A 24,310-nucleotide genomic window follows, 5' to 3' on the forward strand; every position below is an offset into this window, starting at 1 on the left:
TTTTCTTAGCAAACAGAAAGATCCTGGATGTCTGAATCAGAGTTCGCCGAATCGGCGATCGAGAAAATATCTGTCGCGCGAGCGCGAATCCTTGATCAATTAGGCCAAGTCATCGTCGGGCAATCCGACGTTATCGAAGAGCTTCTCATCTGTCTGATGAGTCGAGGCCACTGTCTCCTCGAAGGGGCGCCGGGTCTGGCCAAAACCCTCATGATCAGCACGCTGTCGAAAGTGCTGGAACTGAGCTTTAGCCGCATCCAGTTCACGCCTGACCTCATGCCGGCGGATATCACCGGTACGGAAATCATCGAAGAGAACAAGTCGACCGGTGCTCGCGAATTCCGCTTCTTGCAAGGCCCGCTCTTTTCGCACGTGATTCTGGCGGACGAAATCAACCGAACCCCGCCCAAAACCCAAGCCGCACTGCTGGAAGCGATGCAGGAACGCACCGTGACCGTCGGCCGCGTGCGTCACGAACTTGCCGATCCATTCTTTGTGCTGGCCACGCAAAACCCGATTGAACAGGAAGGTACTTACCCGCTGCCGGAAGCGCAGCAGGACCGCTTCATGTTCAAGGTGTTTGTGAAGTACCCCAGCTTCGACGACGAATTTGAAATTGCTCGCCGCACCACGGCTAAGCAGTCCGTCAAGCTTGAGCCAGTGCTCACCGCGGAGGAACTGATCGAACTGCAAAGTCTGGTTCGCGACGTTCCCGCTTCCGATCATGTCATTCGCTATGCGATCACGTTGGTTCGCCAGACTCGCGTCGGTGAGCCGGGCATTCCCGAATTTGTGAGCGAGATGCTCTCTTGGGGTGCTGGCCCGCGTAGTGTTCAGTTTCTTATTCTCGGCGGTAAGGCTCGGGCTCTGCTGCATGGCCGCACGCACGTCACGACCGAGGACATCCAAGCTTTGGCCAAACCTGTTTTGCGGCACCGCATTGTGCTGAATTACGGTGCGGAAAGCGAAGGAGTATCGGCCGACGACGTGATCGATCGGATTCTGCAGGAAACGCCCGCCAAAGAGGATCAGCTGACCAGCGATGCCCGATTCCAAAAAATATTTGCATCCTGAGACGCTCGGGCGGATTTCCAAACTGGAACTCAGAGCCCGGCACGTCGTGGAAGGATTTCTCTCCGGTACTCATCGCAGCCCCTATTTCGGGCAGTCGATCGAGTTTCTCCAGCATCGCGAGTATGCGACCGGGGACGATCTGCGCCATATCGACTGGAAAGTTCTCGGCAAGCACGACAAGTACTTCATCAAGCAGTACGAAGAATACACCAATCTTCGCTGCATGCTGATGGTCGACGCCTCGGCGAGCATGAGCTACGGCGATGGCCCGATGACCAAGTACGACTATGCCTGCACGATTGCCGCGTCGCTGGCGTACTTGATTCTGAAACAGCAAGATGCCGTTGGCTGTGCCGTATATGACGATGCCATTCGGTATCGCGTGCCGGTGCTCAGCAAAAGGACGCATCTCAATACGGTTGTCGAGGCACTGGCCAACCAATCGCCGCGCGACAAAACCGACATGCAGACCATCTGCAAACAGTTTGCCGAAGGGTACACCAGCCGCGGTCTGGTGATCGTCATTTCCGACTTGTTCGGCGATGTCGCCGCCACGGCCAAGGGGCTCCGCATCTTGCGTCAACGTGGCCATGACGTGATGGTCTTCCACGTGATGGATGACGACGAGCTAGACTTCCCCTTTAGTGGCTCAACCCGTTTCGAGGGTCTGGAGCTACCCGAACATTTGACCTGTAACCCGCGAGCACTTCGCGAAGGGTACCTGGAAGCGGTCAACGAGTTCACTGCTTCCATGCGTCGAGAATGCACCAAGAACACCATCGACTATGCACTGGTTCGTACGCGGGATTCCCTGGCGACTGTCCTGACCACGTACCTTTCCAATCGACTGGGAATGCACCACCGCAATTAAGTAAGTTTGAGGCGTAATGCTTTTCGTCTATCCAGCCCTGGCTTGGGCGTTTGCCCTTGTATCGCTTCCCGTGTTGATCCACCTGATCAACATGATGCGGCATCGGCGCGTCAAATGGGCGGCAATGGACTTCCTGCTTCAAAGCCATCGGCGGATGAAGCACTGGGTCATGCTCCGCCAGCTTCTGCTGCTGCTCACGCGTATGGCCGCCATTGCCTTGATTGTCGCCATGCTGGCCGGCCTGATCACCACCCAAAGCTGGTCGAGCATGATCGGCGACCGGGTGACGCATCACCTGATCCTTCTGGATGACACCTTCTCGATGCGAGAACGCCTGGGTGGCAACACGGCTTTCGAGTCGGCCACGAAGACCGCCAATCGCATCATCGAGAACCTGGCCAATCAAGACCGCCCTCAGCGGATTTCCGTCGTGTTTTATTCGGACATCCTGCGTGGTGATGCCGATGCGAAAGCGCCGAATCTGGAAGCCCGCATGCGAGTCGACATGGATTCGACCAGCATCACCAAGCTTCAAGAGATTCTCGCCAACACATCACCCACCGAGCAAACGATTCCGCTGGCCGAGGTCCTCCAACGAGCAGGCGAAATCGTGACCGAGTTCGACCAATCGGAGGTCGCCCAGGTTTACATCGTCTCCGACTTCCGCGAGAAGGACTGGGGCTCGGAAGCGACCCTGCGTGATCCGATTTCCCGCATCGAACAGCGGGCGATCGAACTCAATTGGATCAACTGCGCACGGCTGCCTCAAGACAACCTGGCCATCACCGACGTTTCGATTGGCAACGGCACGGTCGTCGCCGGCATTCCAACCATCGTGAAGGTTTCCGTCCGTAATTTCGGACAGCAAACGGCCATCGACGTCCCGGTCAACATCGAGCTCTTTGGATCGAGCTCTGGCGTCGCCGACATCTCGCAAGCCGGCAACGCTCTTCAGCGTTTGTACGATCAATTGCCGATCACCTTCGACGAGATCCCGCCGGGGGACCAGGTTACGCGGCAAACGCAGATCATTTTCCCGGCCGAAGGCTCAAGCGTTCTATCGTTCCGCCTGCCGGAAGATCCGCTTCCGCTGGATAACCTCCGCTTCGCCACCACAAGAGTCGAGTCGACGATCCCTGTACTGATCGTCGATGGCGACCCCAAGTTGACCAACGCATTTTACCTGCAGTCGGTCTTCAATCCCGGCCCGAATGTCTCGACAGGGATTAGCCCTACCACCACCAGCAGCAGTTTCCTAACGACCGCTGAGCTGAAGGACCTGGCGAAGTTTGAAACCGTTTTCATCATCGATCCCCCGATGCTGGATGAACGGATTATCACAACGCTCAAACAGTATGTGGAAGCTGGTGGAGGGATCGTTTGGTACTGTGGTCCTGGCAGCAACGAACTCGGACTTGCCGAACTCTCCAAAGCGAACCTCTTGCCCACCACGCTTCAAGGTCCGGCCGAGCTTTCGCAGAATACACCGGATGGACCGCCTGATTTTGATCCTGGCGACAACCCGGTGTTCAAAGTCTTCGCTGGCGAAAAGAACCCATTCTTGCGGCGATTGGTCGTCGGCAACTACTTCCCAGTTGTCCCTGAGTTCAATACCGAGAAGCCTGAGAACGTCCGCGTGCTGGGTAGCCTGAGAAACGGTGACCCGCTCGTGCTGGAACATGGATTGGGCAGAGGCAAGGTCGTCACCTTCCTCACCTCGCTTGGTCCGCAGTGGAACAGCTGGGCCACGAACCCAAGCTTTATCGTCGCGATCCTCGAGCTACGCAACTACGCCAGCAACGCGAAGAATAGCGAGTCGACTTTCCCGGTTGGCTCACCCATCTCAGTAACGGTTCCGACGTCTGACTATCGCTCGGACGTTCAGTTTTACAGCCCGGGAGCGACACGGCTTCCAACCGATCGTAGCGAACGCTTGGAGATGGAGCCGGTCGCCGGCACTTTGGATGGCAGCGCAGAACTAGGCGGAGTCGATTCGGTCACCGGACGCTTTCTGACCGGCCAGGCAGGCGTGTATGAAGCCTGGCTGACCAAGCTCGACGGTTCCAACGAAGTACGACGCTATTCGTTAGCTCCTGAGATAACCGAGAGCGATCTGCTGAGCATGAACGAGACCAATCTTCGCCAGTTGTATCCTTCGGTGACTTTCAACTACGTCGCCGCCGATGCATGGCAATACGATAACGCTGCCCAGCAGGGCACCAATTGGCAGACCATCTTGCTGGTCCTGGTAATCGGGGCGCTACTACTGGAACAAGTTCTGGCCTTTTACGCGAGCTACCACCCCGTGGCTCCAGGAGCATCTGCCGCGTGAATCAGGCCGCCACCAATACCGTCACCGCTTATCAGTTCAGTCGACTTTCGGAACTGCCATACTGGTCGCAGTGGGCAACGCTGGTCGCTGTCGTAGCCGCCATTGTCACTTTCGTGTGGTGGTGGTCTCGTCGTGATTCGCATGCCTTGCCATCGCTCAGCCGACTGGTTCTGTTCGGCTTGCGCACGGCCGCGTTACTCGGACTGTTGTTTTTCTTCTTCAACCTGGAAAAGAAAACACAGCGTGAAGTCCGCGAGAACTCACGTGTGGCCGTGATGGTCGATACCAGTCAAAGCATGGGGCTTTCCGACGCAACACCAGGTGCTGGGTCCGACACAACATCCCGCGCCGATCAAGCGATTACGCTCCTCTCGCAGAGCGAATTACTTGACAAGCTTCGCGACTCCCACGATGTCAGCGTGTTGACCTTCGACGACTCGTCCCCTCCGAGAAGTGTCGCGTTCTTCCCACGCACCGGCCAAGATGAAGTCGAGCTGGAACAACAACACTCGGCCACGTTCGATCAACAGTGGTCGCAAATGACGTGGATCACCTGGACTGGGATCGGGCTGGTACTTGTTGGGCTCATTACCCTGGTGACCGGCGGACTTGCCGCGGCGTCCAAGGGTGCGGCTCCGCTCAACTTTATTAGCGCAATCTGCTTACTCTCTGCCGTGGTACTGGTTGCATTCGGCGATCTAAAGAACGATGAAGTTCGCCCCTGGGATATCGTCCTGGGTGAACCGCAGGCCGAAGCAGAAGAAACGGACGAAACCGCACCGGTCGATCCTAGCCAGGACGATACCATGCAAATCGCCGACGTCGACTGGGCCAAGTCGCTGCAGCCCACCGGCCTGGAAACCCGCATCGGCGATGCCGTGATTCAACTGGTCAATCAGGAACGGGGTGGCCCATTCGCCGGCATCTTGATGGTGACTGATGGGGCCAACAACGAAGGAACGCCACCGATCGAAGCGGCTCGCATGGCCAGGGAAATTGGAGCCCGGATCATGACGGTCGGACTCGGTTCCGATCAGCAGCCGCAAAGCGTTCGAATTGTCGACCTGGAAGCCCCGGCCAAAGCCTATCCCGGCGATCAGTTCCAGCTCCGTGGCTACATCCAAGGCTTCGGCATGCCCAACAAGTTTGTCACGCTGCAAGTTGCCTCCGGCGTCGTCGACGAAGAAGGCAACTTCAAAGAAGAAGCGATCGACATGGCCTCTGAGCCGATCCAGTTGGGCAAAGATGGCGAAGTGATTCCTGTCGACTTCCAGATCACGCCAGAAAACATCGGCACGCAGGCCTATCAGCTGCGGATCGTTTCCACCTCGGAAACTGACATCGATCAGTCCGACAACCAAAAGATGGTTAAGGTCCAGATCGTGCAGCAGCGGAATCGCGTGCTGCTACTCGCTGGCGGGCCGACGCGTGAATACCGCTTCCTTCGCAACCAACTGTACCGTGACAAAGACGTCGAACTGCACGTCCTTTTGCAAACGGGAGAGCAGGGGATCTCGCAGGAATCGGATGAACTCTTGTTTGACTTCCCCGACGATCCAACCGAACTTTTTGAAAACTACGACTGCATAATTGCCTTCGATCCGGACTGGTCGAAACTGTCGCTCGATCAGATCCAACTGCTCGAACGCTGGGTCGGTGAAAAGGCCGGCGGCCTGATTGTCGTGGCCGGTCCGATCTACACGCCCGAATGGGCCAGCTTGCGACGTGGTAACGACGCGATCGATATCATCAAGGACCTCCACCCGGTCACGTTCTTCAGCCGCGGTACTTCGATTGGGCTCGGACGCTTCGGGTCAGAGACTGCCCGCAAGATTGTCATGACACCAGAAGGCCAGAAGGCGGAAGCCCTGCGAGTCGATAGCTCGGCCGACGTCAGCAGCCGCATTTGGCAACAGTTCCCCGGCGTGTACGGTTACTTCACCGTCAGCGGGGTCAAGCCTGGGGCCTCGGTCTGGGCCGAAGTCGACGCCCAAGGCGGGCTCGGAGACAATAAGTCGCCTGTTTACATGGCCTCGCACTTCTACGGTGCCGGCCGCGTGATCTTCCTGGGAAGTGGCGAAATGTGGCGTATCCGTTCGATGGACGTCGGCTACTTTGAAGCGTTCTACACCAAGCTGATCCGTTATGCCTCGCAAGGGCGACTGGCTCGCGACTCCAGCCGAGGGCTACTGCTAGTCAGTGCCGAACGTGTCTCGCTGGGCGAAACGGTCGACGTTCGTGCGTTCCTCACCGACTCGCAACACAATCCACTTTCCGATCCGCAAATCGAAGCCAGTCTGATCTTGCCGGATGGTTCCGAACAGCCACTGATCCTCCGCCAACTGCCGGAGTTTGAACAGGGGCAGTACGCCGGACAATTCACACCGCTGCAAGACGGAGAGTACCGCATTGAAGTCATGCTTCCCGGCGGGGGCGACGACAGCTTGCTGACGCGTGAAGTAAGAGCTCGAATCCCCGATCGCGAAATCGCTAACCCACGCCGTGATGACGCCGTGCTGACGGCCCTCACCAGTGAAACCGGCGGCAAGTCGATTGTTGGAATTAATGACCTGATGAAAAGTGATAACCTGCCGTCTTACATCGGCCCGGAAGTTCTTCCGCCGCGCGACATGTACACGGCACTTCCTGATTTGACCGACCGCAGCTTCCAGGAAAGCCTGAGAGGCTGGCTGATGGCATTCATTGTTCTGGCTTTGAGCGTGGAATGGATTCAACGGAGGTTTGCAAAACTGGCATGAGCACTCCGCGCGAGCCACTTCCTGATTCGATTATTCAGCTGCTTTCCACGCTTCGCAGCCGCATCCGCCGCTATGTCATCCTCGAAGGCATCGCCGCCATTGTCGTGTGGCTGGGTATCGTCTTCTGGGTCGGCCTGGGCATCGATTACCTGCCGGTAACGTTCGGTGCCAGCGAAATGCCGGTCGAAGCACGCACCGTGCTTTTGGCGATTGCCGGCATTGGCACCCTTTGGATAGCCATTCAATTCATCTTCCGTCGACTCGCCGTCAGCATGCCCAACCGCAGTTTGGCCCTGTTGATCGAACGTCGTTTCCCGCAGTTTGGCGAAAGCTTGCTGACCACGGTCGAAGCTGCCGAATCGCAGGCAGTCGCCGACGAGTACGAGCAGGAGATGCTCTCCAAGACACGGCACGATGCGTTGGCCGCTTTGCCGGAAGCGAAACTTACCGACCTCTTCGATCCTACGCCCCTGTGGCGCAAGGGGACCGCGGCCGTCGCCGCCGTGCTCAGTATAGGCGTGTTCGCCCTGATCGCGTTTCCTGCGTTTCAGACCTGGGTCAGCCGTCTGGCCCTCAGCGAAGAAACCTGGCCGAGGTTGGCCCGGATTGAAGTCGTCGGCCTCGAGATTCTTCAGCGCAACGAAACCGGCGGTCAGGAAGGATCAACGACGGTCGTCATTCCATTCACCGACAAGACGGTGAAAATCGCCCGAGGCAGTTCCGTTCGATTGTTGGTCGCCGCCGACACCAATGCCTCGTACACGCCGCGTTACTGCACGTTCGTTTATCGCACCAGCGATGGCATCTCGGACTCGGTCCGCATGCAGCGCGTAGGTGCGACCAGTGAAGATGGCAAGATGCCATTCGTCTTCGATCGTAAGCCCCTGACCGGGATGACTACCTCGCTTACGTTTGATGTCATTGGCTACGACCACAAGATGGCCGACTATCGGATCGAGGTCGTCGATCGACCATTCATCACCAGCAGCGAAGTCGACGCTGTGCTACCTGAGTACACCGGGCTCTTGCCACGTAAGGAAGTCGTCTCCGGCGCTACCCAGTTGCCGGTTGGCTCACAAGTCACGTTGAGCATGACGACCAGCAAGCCGGTCGTCTCGGCAACGCTGTTCGATCTTTCGACCCAAGAGTCGCAAGAGCTGACCTTCGATCCACCGGTTACCACCATTCGCCAGGAATACACCAGCATCTCGCGGGACTTGCCGTTAGAGGTTTCGCTGCACGATATCGACGGCGTTACCAACGAGATACCTTACCGATTGAAGATCGCTGCCGTACCTGACTCGCCGCCGGCGGTCGAAATGCGGCCGGTGGGCATCGGCACGGCGATCACCCAGAACGCTCAGATTCGGCTGGAAGGCCGCATCCAGGATGACTTCGGAGTCGCTCGCTCGTGGGTCGAAATCCAGGTCATCGGCGGAGCTAAGATGGAGCTTCCTATCACGACCGACGCCGATGGAGCGTTCACCACGACCATCGACCTGAAGAATCAGCAGACGCCCGACGGTGTTCTCCGTGTCATCCCGGACGACAAACTGACCATTGCTGTCTTCGCCCAGGACAAATGCGATCTGGATGGGGAAGGGAATATCGGTACGGCTGACCGGCTTCAATTAGATGTCGTCACGGCGGACAAGCTGCTATCCCTGCTGGAAGGACGTGAACTTGACCTGCGTCGCCGCTTCGAGCAGATCCGCGACGAGACCATGCGGCTGCGCGAGGAATACGCCCGCATCCAGATCGACGCAAAGCGGTTTGCCCTCGGTGCCGAGAAGTTTGCTGCCTCGGAAACCACCCTCCAGGAGGGCGGGGAACCGCAAGATCCACAAGAATTGTTCCGTAAGGCACTCGATCTGCAGAGATTACGAATCCAACGAGCTCAGCAGGCTAGTAAGAAGGCCGACGGAGAACTCGTGGGAATTCGGGTCGGTTTCGAAGAAATTCGGGTAGAACTCACGTCTAACCGGATGGATACGACCGCTCGAAAGGAACGACTCGAGAAAATGATTATCGAGCCGATTGCCAAGCTTTCGGACCCAATGCATGCCCAATTACAGAGCACAACGCAAGAATTGGAGGCACTCTACGATCAGCCCGAGCCATTTATGCCGGTTGTAGAGGTTGCCCTGGAGCAAACGGACGCAATCATTCTCGAAATGGAACGTATCCTAGAGAAGATGTTTGATTTGGAGAACTTCAACGAACTTATGGAAAAGATGCGTCAACTGATCGACGCACAGACTGATCTTCGCGAAGAAACGGAAGATTTGCGGAAGAAGCAGATCCTAGATCTGTTAAAGTAAATGTCCTCAGGTGGTTACAATGTGATCACCCACCCCTTTTCTCATCCTAGGGAGAACACGATGCCTACTAGTCCTTCGATTCGAAGTGCGCTGTTTGGACTGCGAGGGCTGATTCTCCTTACTTGCATCGCGGTCACCGCGGGCCTTGCTCAGGCCCAGGCTCCTGAAGTCTCCTCGAAGGACAACCTGGCCGAACGTCAACAACAGCTCAGTGCCAATTTCGACGTGCTCGAAAAGCTGATGCTCAAGATGGCTGATATCGACGAGGCCAATAATCCCCAGCGAGCCAACTTGCTCCGCGAAGCCGTTCGCAACAGTCGCAACCTGCGTGTCTTGTCGCGAATGGAAGAGACGACCGGCTCGCTCACGGAGGGACAACTTAAGCGGGCAACCGATCAGCAAACCATGATTGAGAACGATCTTCGGACGCTCCTCAAGCTTCTACAAAGTGAAAACCGCGACGAGCAGATCAAAGACGAAGAAGCCCGCATCAAGTCCTATATCAAGTCGGCCCAAAAGCTACTAAATCGTCAGCGAAGTATCCAAGGTCGAACCGAAGGGGGTGCTAAGACGCAGCCGCTTTCCGACGAACAAGCTCGCTTGGCGGATGACGCCAAATCCCTTTCCGATGAAATCGCCGAGCAGGAAGAAGGGGGCCGCCCTGAAGACGCTTCCAAAGATGGCGATGCCAAGTCGAAGGATGGCAAGTCTGGTGATTCGGATGACAAAAAGGGACAATCCGACGATTCCAAAGAAGGCGACAACCAGGAAGGGGAGTCAGGCGAGAACAAGTCTGGCGACATGAACCAATCTGGCGAATCCCAAGAGGGCCAAAGCAAAGAAGGGCAATCGAAGGAGGGACAGTCGAAAGAAGGTGAGTCCAAAGAAGGACAGTCTTCCGATTCCGAAGGGGAACCCAAAGAAGGGGAATCATCCGACCAGGAAATGAAGGAAGGCGAACCCAAAGAGGGTGACTCCGAGAAAAAGGAAGGGGATTCCCAGAAGCAAGAAGGCCAAATGGGTGAGTCCCCCATGGATGGCCAATCGCAGGAAAGCCAAGAGGGCGAGTCCGGCGAACAAAGCCAGCAGAGCCAACAAGGTCAGCAAAACCAGCAGCAAGGCCAACAGGGGCAACAAGGTCAGCAGGGCGAACAAGGCGAGCAAAATCAGCAGCAACAACAACAGCAACAACAAGAATTCTCGCCCCGCAAGCGAATTGAAGAAGCTCAGCGGCGAATGGAAGAGGCCCAGAAGAAGCTCGACGAAGCCGACAAGGATGGTGCTGTTCAAGAGCAACAAGCGGCTCGCGATGAGTTGGCCCAGGCCATTGCCGAGTTGGAAGAAATCCTGCGTCAGCTTCGCGAAGAAGAAATCGAGCGAGTTTTGGCTCGCCTGGAAGCACGTTTCACGAAGATGCTCGAAATGCAGCTTCGCGTGAATGACGATACCGAACGACTCTCGCAGATTCCGCTCGACCAGCGCGGATCGGCTGAAGACGCCGAAGCGGGCAAGCTCAGCTTCGCCGAAAAGCAAATCATTGTCGAAGCCGACAAGTGCCTGGAATTGCTCAAAGAGGAAGGCTCTTCGATCGCGTTTCCCGAATCGATGATGATGGTTCGCGAAGACATGGCCGAAGTTGCCAATCGGCTGGGACAAGCCAAGCTCGACAGTTTGACCATCACCATTGAAGAAGACATCGTCATGGGGCTCGAGGAACTGCTCGAAGCCCTCAAGCAAGCTCAGAAGGATCAGGAAGAACGCAAACAACAACAGCAGCAACAGCAACAACAGCAGCAGCAACAGGGTGAAGAACCGCTGGTCGACAAGATTGCCGAGCTCCGGCTGATCAAGTCGATGCAAGTTCGCGTGAATCAACGAACCAATCGATACGCTCAAATGCTGGACGACGCCGACGACGATGTCGGTCAAGCGACCAGCGAAGATTTGAAGAATCTGTTGCGGGACTTGGCCGAGCGTCAAAGCCGCATTTACGACATCACTCGGGACAATGTTCAGGGGAAGAACCAATGAGTTTTCGCCGAATTGCCTGCTGCGTTTGCAGTATCGTCGCTCTCGGGGGACTACATGTTTCCGCAGGATTTGCTCACGCGGAATCGGGTCTCGCCGTTGCCGACCATTGGGCCCCTCCCACACGTGAACAACTGGCGGAAGAACTCACCGCCTGGAGCCAGATCACCAATGCTCCGTCTGACACCAAGCAAAAGCTGCTGACCCTCTGGGGTGAAGATAGCGAGACGACGCTCAGCCTGCGAGATCTGCTCGACCAATCGCTTGAAATCAGCTCGGTCGATATTTGGCAACAGCTTCAAGCCTTCCAAGACACCAGCATCTACCAAGGTCCGATCGAACTCGACCCAAGCAACCCTGACGCCTGGCCGCCAGGTTTCCTGGTGAACCATGCCAAATTCGTCTATGGCAAATGGCTTGCGGAAAAAGGGTTCTACGATGAAGCCCTCAAAGAACTGAGCGAACCGACGCCGGATCAGGTTGTCGACCCAGCCGCTCTGTTGTTCTTTGAAGCGGCTTGCCAACACTATCTTCTGCAGAAGGAAGAGTGTGTGGGCACGCTCAAACAGCTGCTGGCCCGTTCGGAAGGACTTCCGGCCCGGTACCTCGCGTTGTCGCAGATGATGCTTAAAGACATTGAACCACTCGAGACCGATTCCTTGGACGAAGTTGCCCGCCTGATGCGGGACATCGAGCGTCGCCTCGATATGGGCCGTGCCGGCAAGAAGGTCCGCAAGACCGAAGAAGATGTCGTCGCCAAGCTCGACAAGATGATCGAAGAACTCGAGAAGCAACGTCAACAACAGCAGCAGCAACAGCAATCCCAACAGGGTAGCGGCCAGGGATCGCAGCCGCAGCAAGACAGTATGCCTGGCAGCGAAAGCGGTCCTGGCAATGTCGACACGAAAGAAATCAAGAGCAAGGGAGAGTGGGGCAACCTACCTCCAAAAGAACGCCAGGAAGCGTTGCAGCAAATCTCAAACGAATACCCTTCGCATTATCGCCGGGCGATTGAAGAGTACTTCCGCAAGATTGCCCGCGACCCATCCTCAGCCAACAACTAACCACACGACTTTTGTCGCTCTGAGACATGACGCCTCATGAAGACGCTTTCCCTCATCATGCTTTCGCTCCTCGCCGCTGGTCCAGCGGTCGAGGTGCAGCAATTGGACGGATCCAAAACTAGCGGCGACCTGATCGAGTTGTCGGCCGACTCCCTGGAAATTCAGCTTGCCGATGGCAAGTCTTCCGTCTTTCCTGCCAAAGACATCATCAGCGTCCGCCCGGTCCAACCTTCGGACATCGCTGAAAAGCAACCGGTCACCAAAGAGCTGTTCTTTGCCGATGGTTCGCGATTGCTAACGGCAGACATGCTCGTCTCGTCACGCAATGCCGAGTTGATGCTTCCCAGGGGAGCCCGCGTCGAAATTGGCAGAAGTGCCCTCAAAGGGGTGCGACTGCTTCCGACCGATCCACAATCGGACGACGACCCGCTGAAAGAAAAGTGGGATGAACTTGCCAAAGAGCACACCGGCGGCGATGCCATTGTTCTCAACCGCGAAGGCATGCTGACCGTACAAGAGGTTGTCATTCATGGAGTGACTGCCGATGGCGTGAAGATCCAGCTCGACGACATCACAACAACCGTCAATCCATCGAAGCTATACGGGCTTCTCTTCTATCAGCGTGCCGCAAGAGAGTTTCCTGCGCCCCTCTGTGTCGTGCACTTGAATGACAATTCGACACTCGTCGCGCGCTCGATCAAGATGAACAATGGCCAAACGCGGGTGACCGTCCTGACGGGCACCGAAATACCGATTCCATTCGACCGCATCACAAAGCTCGACTTCGCCGCCGGAAACATCCAGTTTTTAGACGAGCTGAAACCGGCTCGCATTACCTGGACACCGGTTCTTAAGTCGGCCATCGCGGTGGATGACCTATCCTTGGTGTATGCCCCACGCATGAACCAATCGTTCCAGGGAGATGCGATTCAACTCGAAGAAGATCAGCAGCCCCAGGTTTACTCCCGCGGCATCGCGGTCCATGCGACCTCGGAACTGCTTTACCAACTACCATCAGGCTTCCGCCAACTGCAGATGCGTGTCGGGATCGCCCCAGAAAGCTTGGGTACCTGCACGGCGAAACTGCAGATTATTGGCGATCAGAAGATCTTGTTTGAAAAAGAATTTAACGACGAAACCCCGCCCGAAGATATCGCCTTGAACATCTCAGGCGTCAGCCGACTCAAAATTGTAGTCGACGCAAATGACGGCGAAGATTTCGGCGACGTGCTGCACCTCTGCCAGGCACGCTTGCTCAAGTAATTCGAGAAGAAACCCGCATGTTTCGCACTGTTCACATTGCCCCACTGATCGCACTTTCCCTCCTGTTTGCCTACCAGGCAAATGCAGTGGAGATGGATCTGGTTCTCAAAGCAGAACAGGAACGGATCGCAGCCGTCGCCAAGGCTTCGGCATCGACGATCTCGGTCTTCGCCGGCGCAGCCGGAGGTGGTAGCGGGGTCATCATCAGCCCCGATGGCTACGCCGTCACCAACTTCCACGTGGCCGATCCTGCTGGCAACTTCATGAAGTGCAGCATGCCTGAGGACGGTGGCAAGGTTTACGATGCGGTCATCGTTGGCGTCGACCCAGTGGGGGACGTCGCGGTCATTAAGATGCTCGGACGAGATGACTTCCCGGCGGCCGAAATCGTCGATAGCAACTCGGTTCAGGCTGGCGACTGGTGCTTTGCCGTGGGCAACCCGTTTCTCTTGGCAACCGACTTGCAACCGACCGTTACCTGGGGCATCGTCTCCGGCGTACATCGCTATCAGTACCCAGCCGGAACGCTGTTGGAATACACCGACTGCCTGCAGACCAATGCAGCCATTAACCCGGGCAACTCAGGCGGTCCTTTGTTCAACGACAAGGGTCAACTCATCGGTATCAACGGTCGCGGCTCGTTCGAGAAGCGTGGCCGCGTCAACGTCGGCGTCGGCTACGCGATTTCCATCAACCAGGTCATGAACTTCCTGGGTTACCTGAAAAGTGGTCGCATCATCGACCACGCTACCTTGGGTGCCACGGTCACTACCGACACCGAAGGACGCGTCGTCGTGACCAACATTCTGAGTTCCTCCGACGCCTACCGACGTGGCCTGCGTTATGGCGACGAGATCGTCAGCTTCGGCAATCGCGAGATCACGACCGTCAACGGCTTCAAGAACATCCTCGGCATTTACCCGCGCGGCTGGAGCATCCCGCTTTCATATCGCCGTGAAGGGAAACGCTACGATACGGTCGTTCGCCTGGCCGGTGTCCACTCGCGTCGAGAGCTGCTCGAGAAAACCGGGAACGCTCCTATTCCACCAAGTCCCGAAGAAGCCCCGCAGCCGGAAGATGGCGAGGAATCTCCCAAGGAAGAGGGCGAAGAAAAGCCGAAGAAGCCAATCCCTGTCCCCGGACACCCACCGAAGGAAGAGGCCAAGCCGCCGGAAGAGTGGAAGCACCTTTACCAGGAAAAGACAGGCTACGCCAACTATCAGTTCAACCAAGAGCATCAGAACCGCCTCCGCCAGGCCCTCGACGCGATGGGAGACTGGTCGCAGACCTCGGACAACTGGGAGCTGCAGTACTCGCTAGTCGATAACGATAACGGCACGATTCACATCGGGCCGATGACCGTCGAAGGTAAGATGGCCGGTGTCAATCACAATATTGAAATCGCCGGCGACCTGACCGAAAAGCTAGAGCCCTCAGGCAGCGGCGGTCTGTTCCTGGCGCTTTACAGCTGGAAGCGTCTGCTCCGCGAGAAATTCGACACCTTTGGTGAAGTCTATTACCTGGGCACCGCACCTCGACGCGATTTCGAAGTACAGTACGACGTACTTGTCGGCCTGTACGATGCCCTGGAAATCCGAGCCTACTTCGATCAAAAGACCGGGCAGTTGATGGTCCTGGAAATGTTCCCGGAGACCGATTCTGATCCGTGCGAAATTGAATTCAGCGAATACCGCGAGACCGATGGCTATACGCTTCCGCATCGGATGGTCGTTCGCTACGGCGACGATCCGTTCGATATCATCACGGTGAAAAAGTGGTCGGTGAAACCAGCCGGCGAAGGAGCGTAAAATGAGTCGTAAGCACATTACTCAGACGCTGCTGGCCGCTGCAGTTGCCCTATGCGTGCTACTGCCTGGTCAAACGGCCAACGCCGAAGCCACCCTTCGTGAAGTGACCCGCGACGTTCAACGTAAAGTCGTGAAGATCTACGGGGCAGGGGGCCTGCGTGGTCTCGAGTCGTACCAGTCCGGCAGTCTCATTTCCGATAAGGGACATGTCCTGACGGCGTGGAGCTACGTCCTTGACTCGAGCGTGATCACCGTCGTACTGGACGATGGCCGTCATTTCGTGGCAGAGCTTGCCGCAGCCGACCCTCGCTTCGGGATCGCACTGCTTAAGATCGACGCCGAAAACACACCGCACTTCAGCTTAGACAAAGGCGTCTCCCCCAAAGTGGGCGATCGCATCTTGTCGTTCAGCAACTTGTTCGGCATTGCCGCAGGGGACGAGCCCGCCAGCGTGCTAAGCGGCTACGTTTCCGCCATCACGCCTTTGGAAGCTCGACGCAGCACGTTCCCGTCTGCCTACCAAGGCCCTGTTCTGATCGTTGACGCGATCGTGAACAATCCCGGTGCCGCTGGTGGCGTGCTGACCGACCAGGACGGCAACTTCGCCGGCCTGCTGGGCAAAGAACTGCGTAGCTCGCGGAATGACATCTGGCTGAACTACGCGATCCCGATCGCCCAGTTACGAGAACCGATCGAGGACCTTCTAGCCGGCCGTTCGCGACCTGCGATCGATCCGGAGAAAGAGAAACCACTCTCGCCACTTACCTTGACTCACCTGGGCCTGGTGCTGGTGCCGAACGTGCTGGATAAAACACCACCCTACGTGGAACGCGTTGAACGCGATTCCTTGGCTGCGGCGGCAAAGCTGCAACCGGATGATTTGATTCTGTACGCGGATGGAACGCTGATCTCTTCGCAAAAGGCGCTGATCGAAACGTTTAGCTACAAGGATCGAGACGATATCGTCTCGTTAACGGTGCTGCGCGACGGACAACTGGTCGAACTCACTCTGAACGAACTGAAATAAATGTCGAAACCGTTATCCATCCTGTCTTGCTTGCTGGGTCTGTTGCTGCTCGCTTCACCTGGGCAAGCTCAGCAATTGAATGTCGCTGAACAAGAAGCCATTCAAGCGGCCGTCGATCGTGTCGCCGCCAGCGTCGTGCAAATTGAAACGGTTGGTGGTTTGATCGAAGGAGGCGGTCCCATCGAAGGAGCCAGTCGCACTACTGGAACCATCGTTTCGCCCGACGGTTTCATTCTTTCGACTCTCTATGGCTTCATCCAAGAGCCCTCGGGGATCTTGGTCACTATGCCCAGCGGCAAACGCGTCGCCGGCAAGATTATTGCCAAAGACACCCAGCGGAACCTGATTCTGCTGAAAGTCGAAACCGACACCGAACTGGCTGTGCCCGAAGGCGTTGCCCGTGAGCAACTTCAGCCAGGCCAATGGGCGATCGCCTTGGGCAAGACGTTTGCCAAGGACGTACCGTCGGTCTCCGTGGGTATCGTCAGCGCAACGCACCGGGTGTGGGGCAAGGCCGTACAAACCGATGCGAAGATCTCGCCCAATAACTATGGCGGTCCACTGATCGACATTCAGGGACGCGTGATCGGTATCCTTACGCCGTTGTCTCCTCAAGACCCTGGTGCCACCGGCGGGTTTGAGTGGTACGACTCCGGCATCGGGTTTGCCGTTCCTTTGACAGAAATCCAGCAGCGGCTCGATACGCTGAAGGAAGGCGAAGATCTCAAGCCAGGCCTGCTGGGCATCAACCTCAAAGGGAAGGACATCGTCGCCGACCCGGCTGAAATCGCCGCCGTTCGCTACAACAGTCCCGCCCAGGTTGCCGGTATTCAAGAGAAGGACATCCTGATCGGCGCCAATGGCCGGCCGATCGAGCGACAAGCACAACTGAAACACATCCTGGGCGAAGCCTACGCCGGCGACACGCTTGAGTTCAAGGTAAAGCGGGGCGACGAAGAGCTGACGTTTAGTGTTACCTTAGCGGCCGAGCTGATTCCTTATGAGCGTCCCTTCCTGGGGATTCAGCTGGATCGAAATACGCTCGACGCGGCGGTCGTAACGCACGTGTTCGACGACACCGCCGCCAAGACGTCTGGCGTTCAGCCGGGCGACAAGATCGTGAAGTACGACGACACCGAGATCGATGCTCCGCAAACGCTTCGTGAGGCCGTCGCCACAGCCGAACCAGACGTCGCCCATAAGCTGGTCGTCCTGCGCGGCGACGTGGAACAAACGCTGGACGTTACCCCAGAAAGCATGCCCAACCAGTTTCTCGCCGCCACGGCCAAGCCAGCCGCCCCAGAAGGCGCTGAGGACCGCGAAGGCATCGTCACCGGCGAAAGTGATTTCCAACTGGCCGAAGAGAAGAACAGTGCTAAGCTGTTTGTCCCAGAGGCCGCGAAGAAACTGCCTTCGCTCGGCTTGGTTGTGCTCTTGGGAGACGCCGAATTCAAGATCGAGCCGCAGTGGGAATCGTGGAAGAAGCATGCCGAAGACTTCGGCTACGCCGTCCTAGAGATTCAGCCGGCAAGCGAGTCGCGTTGGACCCGCCCTGAGATCTCGGTCGTGCGGAAGATGATCGACCGCGTTCGTGACAACTACAACATCGACGCGACCCGAACGGCTGCCGTGGGCGGCAAGTCAGGCGGGGCAATGGCTCTACTGCACGGCTTTGAAAACCGCGACGTTCAAACCGGTGCGGTGACGATTGAAGCAGGTATTCCTCGCGGAACCAACATCCCCGACAACGAGCCACTCGAGCGTCTGGAAATCGTGTTCCTGAATCCTAAGGATTCCGATACGGCCGTTTCGGTTGCCCCGCAGATCGAGGCACTCGAAAAGATGAAGTTCGCCGTCATTCCTGCGGAAACAACGGGAAATGGCGGGGGAAGCGAGCTTTCGGAGGCCGACATCGAAACTCTTTCCAACTGGCTCAACTCGCTCGATCGTATTTGATCGTCTCGCCCTGATGCCGCCTTCCTTTGCTGCCTGCCCCATTTCCCCCCGGCGAGGACGATGCTCTCGAAACGCTCGCAAATCGGACTGATCTCGCTGACGACATTAGCAGTCGCTGGAGGTATCTGGCTGTTTGCCGATGATCAGGCGTACTACGGACCGGTTCAGGCCGTCTTGCTACGAATTGGCCTGGTCCTGGGAGCGGTGTGGATTGGGTATCCGCAGATCTCGAAGCTGCCGGTCTGGTTGGCCACGATCGGCATCGGTTCCGTCCTGTCGGTTCTGCTATTTAAAAAAGCGGCGATCATTGTGATCCCGCTTTTAATCTTGATCTGGTTGTTACGGCCCAGGCCGTCGAAGAAGCAAAACTCGACTAACCGAGAATCTTCGTCTTCAAATCGCTAAGCAGCGTCACGGCGTGTCCCACCTCGGCCTTCTGGCGTTCTGGTTCCTGCGGGATTTCGCGTTCGATGGTCAGCGGACCTTCGTAGCCAACTTCCTGTAGCGTTCGCAGGTAGGCTTCTATGTTGACATCCCCTTCGCCCAGCGGCACTTCCTGGCCCCATTCCTGGCCTGGGTTGGCTGCCCACTTGGCATCTTTGCAATGGACGCTGCCCAGATGCTTGCCCACTTTCTTGACGGCTTCGATCGGTTCGCCGGTCCCGTACAGGATCATGTTCGCCGGGTCGAAGTTGACCTTCAAGTTCTCGCGAGCGACGTCTCCGATGAACTGCAACAGGCCATCAGCCGTCTCTTGTCCCGTTTCCAGGTGCACGGCTTGCCCCATCGCACCACAGTGATCACAGAGCTCTTGGGCGACGGCCACAACCTGCGAGTACTGCGGATCGCTAGTATCGTGAGGAATGAAGCCGATGTGCAGGCCAATGCACTTGCAGCCAAGCTGGTTAGCGAAGTCGGCGATCTCTTTCATTTCGGCCGTTCGGGCAGCACGCGTTTCTGGCGGAACCAAGCCAACCGTCTTCTGCGTGGTTGGGATGTCGGCGTAGCTTTCGTCTTCGAAGCCGCCAAAGACGCAGGTCACTTCGATGCCGTACTCTTTCAGCTTCGCCAAAATTTTGTCGGCACCCTCTTGGTTGCGAGAGGACTGATGGGGAGCGTGAATTTGAATCGTCTTGATACCCAACTCTTGGGCCACATCTAAGTCCACGCCGAGTCCGGCATCAATGCTGGTGAAGACACCAATCGCCCACTTTTCCACAGTCATCTCCTTCTAGGCAGGTTTCAATAGGAAGCGCTTTAGCGGAATGTAAAGGACCTCTTCGGGGATCGCAACCATGCGCATTGGTATACGTCCAAAAAAAAGGCCCAGTAAATGAATCACTGGGCCTTTTCTCAATTTTTACGCTTGAGCGAGGTGAGAACCTACGCCAGGTCGTTCTCTGGGGTGGCGTCGCTGTGGACGTCGAACCATTCTTCTTTGAATGGAATGTAACCACCTTTGCCTTGATTCGAGCGTTGGATCGCCAGGCGAGCTGTTAGTGCGATCACCGCATCGCCCATGGCGACTTCTGGGTGACACTTCGGCTTGTTTTCTGGTGCTGGGTTGCGGATGCAGTAGGCCCAGTGTTCGATCTCTTCGGTATAACCACGGCTGACAGGGCCTTGGCTGGCTGCGTTGGCAAGCGAAGCCGCTTTCGTCTGACCGCCGCTGGCTTGGGTATCCATCGTCGGGCCATCCGAGTCCTTCTTGACGCTCAGCTTGGTATCGGCCGAGACACCGTTCTTGTACAGGGCGACGTCCTTCTCGTTGTGCAGAACGAGCGAACCCTTGGTACCCATCACGACTTCCCCGTAACCACCAAAGCCGTTGCCGTTGATGGACGAGTAGGTCACGACGACCTTCTTATGAGGATCTTCCTGGTAGGAAGGCACACCCTTCTTCTCTGGCGGCCAGTTGGTGACGTCGTCGTAGTAGCCAACGTCGAACGACGGATCGTAGCCGCTGCCTGGGAACTCGAACATGCAGTAAACGTGATCGTCGGCATCTCGGTCGTAACCGAAGATGTGACGTCCACCGGTTGCATGAACGGCCAGAGGATGAGCCTTCTTGCCGTCCTTACGCAGGGCGCTGATAAAGATCGAAGCGGCGTCCAACTGGTGGCTACCCAGTTCGGCCATCAGACCGCCACCGGTGCGGTCCCACAGACGCCAGCGGCAGAGTTCTTCCAATGCCGAGATCGGACGTTCGCCACCCTGACGGTTGCGGATAGTGAAGTCGTTGTAGCCATACTTGGTGGCGTCGATGTTTTGATCTTCGTTCCAGGCGGCGTACTGAGCGTACATGGCCTTGTAGTGAGCCCGACGCGTCGGATCGCTTTCGCTGTCGGCACGCTTCTTGAAGGCGTTCATGCCGCTCTTGATCTTGTCTTCGATCGAACCGTCGGCCAACTTCTCGCCACCGGGGATTGGCTGCTGCCAACTGTCGCCACCTGGCAAGTTACCGCGGTGCCACTGAGCACGGATGTGGTGGATTTCGCCCAACACGCCCCACTGGATCAGGTTCACGGCGTTGTCGTACAGCACGCTGTAGTGCCGTTGGTGACCCGTAGCGAGGTAGAGGTTTTGCTCCTCGGCCATACGAGCCATCTCCTTACACTGCATGACCGTGTGGGCCATCAGCTTTTCGGTCAGCACGTGCTTACCCGCTTTCATGGCTTCCATGGCCACTTCTTTATGGATAAACAGCGGCAACGCACAGATGACGGCTTCGACATTGGGGTCGGCCAGCAGTTCTTTATAGTCGGTGTAAACCTTGACGTGCTTCTTAGCTTCGTCTTCGGTCTTCCAGTCGTAGACCGACATCAGACCCTGGCGGGCGTCCAAAGCGGCAGGGCTGGAATGGTCGCCGTGAAACGCGCGATGCACGTTGTAAGGGCGAATGTCGGAGATAGCGACGACGTCGACGTATTCCGGGTTGAGGGCACCGATCAGCACGCTACCTTCGTCACCAGTACCGATGACACCGACGCGGACCGGATCTTTAACCTTCGAGTAGCCAAAGTACATGGCACCCAAACCGGCACCGGAAACGGCACCTGCAGCGACAACACCCTTCAGGAAGTCACGACGATTCACACCGAGTGCTTCGTTGAAGTTTTCCTTGCCGACGGCGAGCTCTTCTGGTTTCAAATTCATGATTTACTCCCCTTTATTGGATGCACCGCGGCTGCAGCACTTGCTAAATGAGTTCCAAAGAATGTAATCCAGTCCAGCGAATCTGCCGGCGCCAATCGCGGCGATCAACAACAGCGAGACAAACTCGACCGACTGATAGTAGACGTAGGTAAGGTCCGCTCCGTGGGCAAATGGCCACTGAGCCAGCATCACTTGGAGCAAAAATCCGGCGACACCTAAGGCCGCTAACCGTGTAAACAGCCCCAAGATCAACAAAATACCGCAGATGAAAAGGACCCAGGTCACGATCAAATCGACAGGTCCCTGGTTAGGATTCACCTGGTTCACCCGAGCATCCGACTGCGTTACCGACTGTCCAATTGTATTGAGGTCGTCAATATAGTCCGCCTCGAATTTGGCAATATCGTTGGTCCACTTACTTAGGTTACCGTAGAGCTCTTTATCTTTCTCTTCCAAGCGATCTTCGTAGTGGGCCACACCACGATAACGCTGGTCCTGGCGTTTCTCTTCGTAGACCTGAAGCTCGTTGAAGTACTTCTCGATGTCTTCAGCGTTTTCGTCGAAGTAGTAGTCGATCCGGCTGTTGTAGCGGCTGAGTGCCTTCTGGAACTGGTTCGCTGGCTCATCGCCGAACTTATCCAGCGCCCAGCCACGGTACCCATCGGCACGTCCTTTAATCAGGTTCTTATCGAGCCGCTGCGTTCCATAGAGGTCAAAAACCATTCCACGGAAGTTTTCGGCGAACGGGCCTTTGGCGTTTCGCAGGAAGCCGGCCGACGAAAAATCGCCAGACTGTACCTTCTTGGAACCTTCCATAAAGAAATGCCAGCCGGTGACGCACCGGAGGAGGACTAAAATCACAATGGCAATCCAGCCAAGTTGGTATTTCGAGGTAGACAGGGAACTAGCTCCTCAAAAGATATATTTCGGGGTGTGCGGATCTTGGAGGGGTGGCACTTTAGAATAGCTACGTGCCGGGGGTATACGGATATGCATCCAATGTTAATTATTGCCAGAAATGGACATTTCGCCAAGAAGTGGCGTCGTAATTCCCCGAAACTACGCCCCAATACGCCAATTTAGGCGGGGTCGATGACCTTCTTGTTCCGCCAATGTCCCGTGAAGAAACGGGCCCAGTGCGTCAGCGAAAGCAAGATTACCCAACTGGTCATCGCTACCCACAGTCCCTGGACGTGAATTCGGTCCAGCCACAAGCAGGTCGCCGCCAGAAGCAACAGCACCGACGAAAAGATCAAACCGACGGTCAGGATAAACCGCACATCGCCAGCCCCTTTCAGCGCACTGACAAACACCAGGTTTACCGCATCAAACACGCAAAAGAACGCGACAAACCGTAACAGGACAATTGTGAGCACGCGGATCTCTTCGAATTCGGTCGGCTCCATCCCCATGGCATGGGCCGATAGAAAAAAGTCGGGCAAGAGGAAGTAAGTCAGCCCCATCCCGCCGGCGTAGATCAGGGCAATCAGCAGCCCTGACCAGGTTGCCACAGCGGCTCGGGCGGGGTCGGCATGGCCAATCTCGCGGCCAACCAGCGTACTGATCGCGATCCCCAAGCCAATCAGCGGCACAAAGGTCAGGGCGTTGATATCCACGGCCAGCGTCGAGGCGGTCATCGCTGTAATGCCCATTCGCCCCATCAAAAAGGTAAAGCCGGTGAAAGTTCCGACTTCCAAGAGCACCTGAAAACCGCTGGCCGAGCCATATTGAAAGATCCGACGCAAAAGGCCCGGCTCGTCGTTGGACCAGTCGAGAAAGCCAAACTGACCACTTTTCGCCGGGCGCCACAGCAGAATCAGGTAGGCCACAACCTTAAACCACTGGCTCAACGAGGTAGCGATTGCCGCCCCGGTGATCCCTTCGAGCCACTCGCCGCAGTAGCCAAAGATGAACAAGCCATCGAGCGCCACGTTCAGCACGCACGAGCCAATTTCAACGAACATCACGATCGTCGTTTTGCCGCGTCCGGTGAAGAAGGTCGACATGGCGGCCGAAACAACCGAGGCTCCCGCACCGAAGGTAAGAATTTGAAAATAGCGTACTTCCAGCTGTTGGACTTCCGCCGAATGCCCCACCAGCGAGAACGCCCACGCTGCCAGGGGAATGGTTAGAAAGTAGGCCGGGATCATCAACGAGCCAAACTTCACGCCTTTGCGGATGACCGCTCCGATCTGCTCGGGACGCCCAGCTCCGTCGTACTGGGCAACGAAGGTATTTAAGTACGAAGCCAGGCCGATCGGAAAACAAAGCAGCGTGAAATGCAGCATGCCAGCGGGCAATGCGGCGGCCATCGCTTCCGGCGAATACCAGAAAAGAAACATCCGATCGACGAAATTCGTCATCGACCACGAGGCCGTTGAGGCAATCAGCGGCAGCGCAATTAGCAGCAGTTCGCGAATCCCGCATGGGCGGCTCCACCAGTTCTCGTCGTCGCCGAGTTCGGCAATCGAATCAACGTGCTGTGATGGTTCTGCCATGGGGCCTTAGGGAGAGTTGGGGCGATACGAAGCGAGCTTCCATTATTCGTGAAGGCACCATCCAGACAATCGCAAACAGTCAAGGTTCGGAAATCCGACAGGCGAACTTAACCCAATAGTCGACACCGGTAGGTTGAATTACGATAGCGCATC

At 56.7% G+C, this 24,310-nt stretch carries 16 protein-coding genes; 12 read left to right on the forward strand and 4 right to left on the reverse strand.

What is annotated here, in order from left to right; genetic code table 11:
* The first annotated feature begins 27 nt into the window (after positions 1-27).
* Genes PSR63_RS00090 through PSR63_RS00145 form a run of 12 tightly spaced genes read left to right on the forward strand, consistent with a single transcriptional unit; the run spans position 28 to position 18,908 of the window.
* Positions 28-1,074, forward strand: a complete 1,047-nt coding sequence (locus tag PSR63_RS00090; RefSeq protein ID WP_274329658.1) for an AAA family ATPase — start codon at positions 28-30, stop codon at positions 1,072-1,074.
* On the forward strand, positions 1,043-1,945 hold the full coding sequence (locus tag PSR63_RS00095; RefSeq protein ID WP_274329659.1) for a DUF58 domain-containing protein: 903 nt from the start codon (positions 1,043-1,045) through the stop codon (positions 1,943-1,945). Before PSR63_RS00090 ends, PSR63_RS00095 begins: the two co-directional genes overlap by 32 nt.
* Before the next feature lie 16 nt (positions 1,946-1,961).
* Positions 1,962-4,277: a vWA domain-containing protein gene (locus tag PSR63_RS00100; protein WP_274329661.1), complete on the forward strand. Its 2,316-nt coding sequence runs from the start codon at positions 1,962-1,964 to the stop codon at positions 4,275-4,277.
* A complete protein-coding gene (locus PSR63_RS00105; RefSeq protein WP_274329663.1) occupies positions 4,274-7,036 on the forward strand; it encodes a hypothetical protein in 2,763 nt (920 codons plus the stop codon). Before PSR63_RS00100 ends, PSR63_RS00105 begins: the two co-directional genes overlap by 4 nt.
* Positions 7,033-9,357: a hypothetical protein gene (locus tag PSR63_RS00110; protein ID WP_274329664.1), complete on the forward strand. Its 2,325-nt coding sequence runs from the start codon at positions 7,033-7,035 to the stop codon at positions 9,355-9,357. The genes PSR63_RS00105 and PSR63_RS00110 overlap by 4 nt, the downstream gene beginning before the upstream one ends.
* Positions 9,358-9,417: 60 nt before the next feature.
* Complete coding sequence (locus tag PSR63_RS00115; RefSeq protein ID WP_274329666.1) at positions 9,418-11,388, forward strand: hypothetical protein; 1,971 nt, start codon at positions 9,418-9,420, stop codon at positions 11,386-11,388.
* Positions 11,385-12,449, forward strand: coding sequence for a hypothetical protein (locus tag PSR63_RS00120; RefSeq protein ID WP_274329668.1), 1,065 nt, complete (start codon positions 11,385-11,387; stop codon positions 12,447-12,449). The genes PSR63_RS00115 and PSR63_RS00120 overlap by 4 nt, the downstream gene beginning before the upstream one ends.
* Positions 12,450-12,485: 36 nt before the next feature.
* Complete coding sequence (locus tag PSR63_RS00125) at positions 12,486-13,712, forward strand: NPCBM/NEW2 domain-containing protein (RefSeq protein ID WP_274329670.1); 1,227 nt, start codon at positions 12,486-12,488, stop codon at positions 13,710-13,712.
* Between the two features lie 17 nt (positions 13,713-13,729).
* Positions 13,730-15,520, forward strand: a complete 1,791-nt coding sequence (locus PSR63_RS00130; RefSeq protein WP_274329672.1) for a S1C family serine protease — start codon at positions 13,730-13,732, stop codon at positions 15,518-15,520.
* Between the two features lies 1 nt (position 15,521).
* On the forward strand, positions 15,522-16,547 hold the full coding sequence (locus PSR63_RS00135; RefSeq protein WP_274329674.1) for a S1C family serine protease: 1,026 nt from the start codon (positions 15,522-15,524) through the stop codon (positions 16,545-16,547).
* On the forward strand, positions 16,548-18,503 hold the full coding sequence (locus tag PSR63_RS00140) for a PDZ domain-containing protein (protein ID WP_274329676.1): 1,956 nt from the start codon (positions 16,548-16,550) through the stop codon (positions 18,501-18,503). It abuts the gene before it with no gap.
* Positions 18,504-18,563: 60 nt separating this feature from the next.
* Positions 18,564-18,908 carry a hypothetical protein gene (locus PSR63_RS00145; protein ID WP_274329678.1) on the forward strand — a complete coding sequence of 115 codons (345 nt, stop codon included), beginning with the start codon at positions 18,564-18,566 and terminating at the stop codon, positions 18,906-18,908.
* On the opposite strand, the gene PSR63_RS00150 is transcribed toward PSR63_RS00145, so the two are convergent.
* The 4 genes from PSR63_RS00150 to PSR63_RS00165 form a co-directional block, all read right to left on the reverse strand.
* Positions 18,877-19,722: a sugar phosphate isomerase/epimerase family protein gene (locus PSR63_RS00150; RefSeq protein WP_274329680.1), complete on the reverse strand. Its 846-nt coding sequence runs from the start codon at positions 19,720-19,722 to the stop codon at positions 18,877-18,879. The two genes, PSR63_RS00145 and PSR63_RS00150, sit on opposite strands and share 32 nt — an antisense overlap.
* A 164-nt stretch (positions 19,723-19,886) precedes the next feature.
* Positions 19,887-21,659, reverse strand: a complete 1,773-nt coding sequence (locus PSR63_RS00155) for a Gfo/Idh/MocA family oxidoreductase (protein ID WP_274329682.1) — start codon at positions 21,657-21,659, stop codon at positions 19,887-19,889.
* 3 nt (positions 21,660-21,662) lie between these two features.
* Positions 21,663-22,475: a DoxX family protein gene (locus PSR63_RS00160; protein WP_274329684.1), complete on the reverse strand. Its 813-nt coding sequence runs from the start codon at positions 22,473-22,475 to the stop codon at positions 21,663-21,665.
* A gap of 263 nt (positions 22,476-22,738) precedes the next feature.
* Positions 22,739-24,157, reverse strand: a complete 1,419-nt coding sequence (locus PSR63_RS00165) for an MATE family efflux transporter (protein WP_274329686.1) — start codon at positions 24,155-24,157, stop codon at positions 22,739-22,741.
* Positions 24,158-24,310: the final 153 nt, after the last annotated feature.

Origin of the sequence: Bremerella sp. P1, assembly GCF_028748185.1 — a bacterium.
GTDB lineage: Bacteria > Planctomycetota > Planctomycetia > Pirellulales > Pirellulaceae > Bremerella.

Bases quoted from the DNA above. Each gene is read 5' to 3' on its own strand.
- PSR63_RS00090 (WP_274329658.1), top strand. From the start codon at position 28: ATGTCTGAATCAGAGTTCGCCGAATCGGCGATCGAGAAAATATCTGTC.
- PSR63_RS00095 (WP_274329659.1), top strand. From the start codon at position 1,043: ATGCCCGATTCCAAAAAATATTTGCATCCTGAGACGCTCGGGCGGATT.
- PSR63_RS00100 (WP_274329661.1), top strand. From the start codon at position 1,962: ATGCTTTTCGTCTATCCAGCCCTGGCTTGGGCGTTTGCCCTTGTATCG.
- PSR63_RS00110 (WP_274329664.1), top strand. From the start codon at position 7,033: ATGAGCACTCCGCGCGAGCCACTTCCTGATTCGATTATTCAGCTGCTT.
- PSR63_RS00115 (WP_274329666.1), top strand. From the start codon at position 9,418: ATGCCTACTAGTCCTTCGATTCGAAGTGCGCTGTTTGGACTGCGAGGG.
- PSR63_RS00120 (WP_274329668.1), top strand. From the start codon at position 11,385: ATGAGTTTTCGCCGAATTGCCTGCTGCGTTTGCAGTATCGTCGCTCTC.
- PSR63_RS00125 (WP_274329670.1), top strand. From the start codon at position 12,486: ATGAAGACGCTTTCCCTCATCATGCTTTCGCTCCTCGCCGCTGGTCCA.
- PSR63_RS00130 (WP_274329672.1), top strand. From the start codon at position 13,730: ATGTTTCGCACTGTTCACATTGCCCCACTGATCGCACTTTCCCTCCTG.
- PSR63_RS00135 (WP_274329674.1), top strand. From the start codon at position 15,522: ATGAGTCGTAAGCACATTACTCAGACGCTGCTGGCCGCTGCAGTTGCC.
- PSR63_RS00140 (WP_274329676.1), top strand. From the start codon at position 16,548: ATGTCGAAACCGTTATCCATCCTGTCTTGCTTGCTGGGTCTGTTGCTG.
- PSR63_RS00145 (WP_274329678.1), top strand. From the start codon at position 18,564: ATGCTCTCGAAACGCTCGCAAATCGGACTGATCTCGCTGACGACATTA.
- PSR63_RS00155 (WP_274329682.1), bottom strand. From the start codon at position 21,659: ATGAATTTGAAACCAGAAGAGCTCGCCGTCGGCAAGGAAAACTTCAAC.
- PSR63_RS00160 (WP_274329684.1), bottom strand. From the start codon at position 22,475: ATGGAAGGTTCCAAGAAGGTACAGTCTGGCGATTTTTCGTCGGCCGGC.
- PSR63_RS00165 (WP_274329686.1), bottom strand. From the start codon at position 24,157: ATGGCAGAACCATCACAGCACGTTGATTCGATTGCCGAACTCGGCGAC.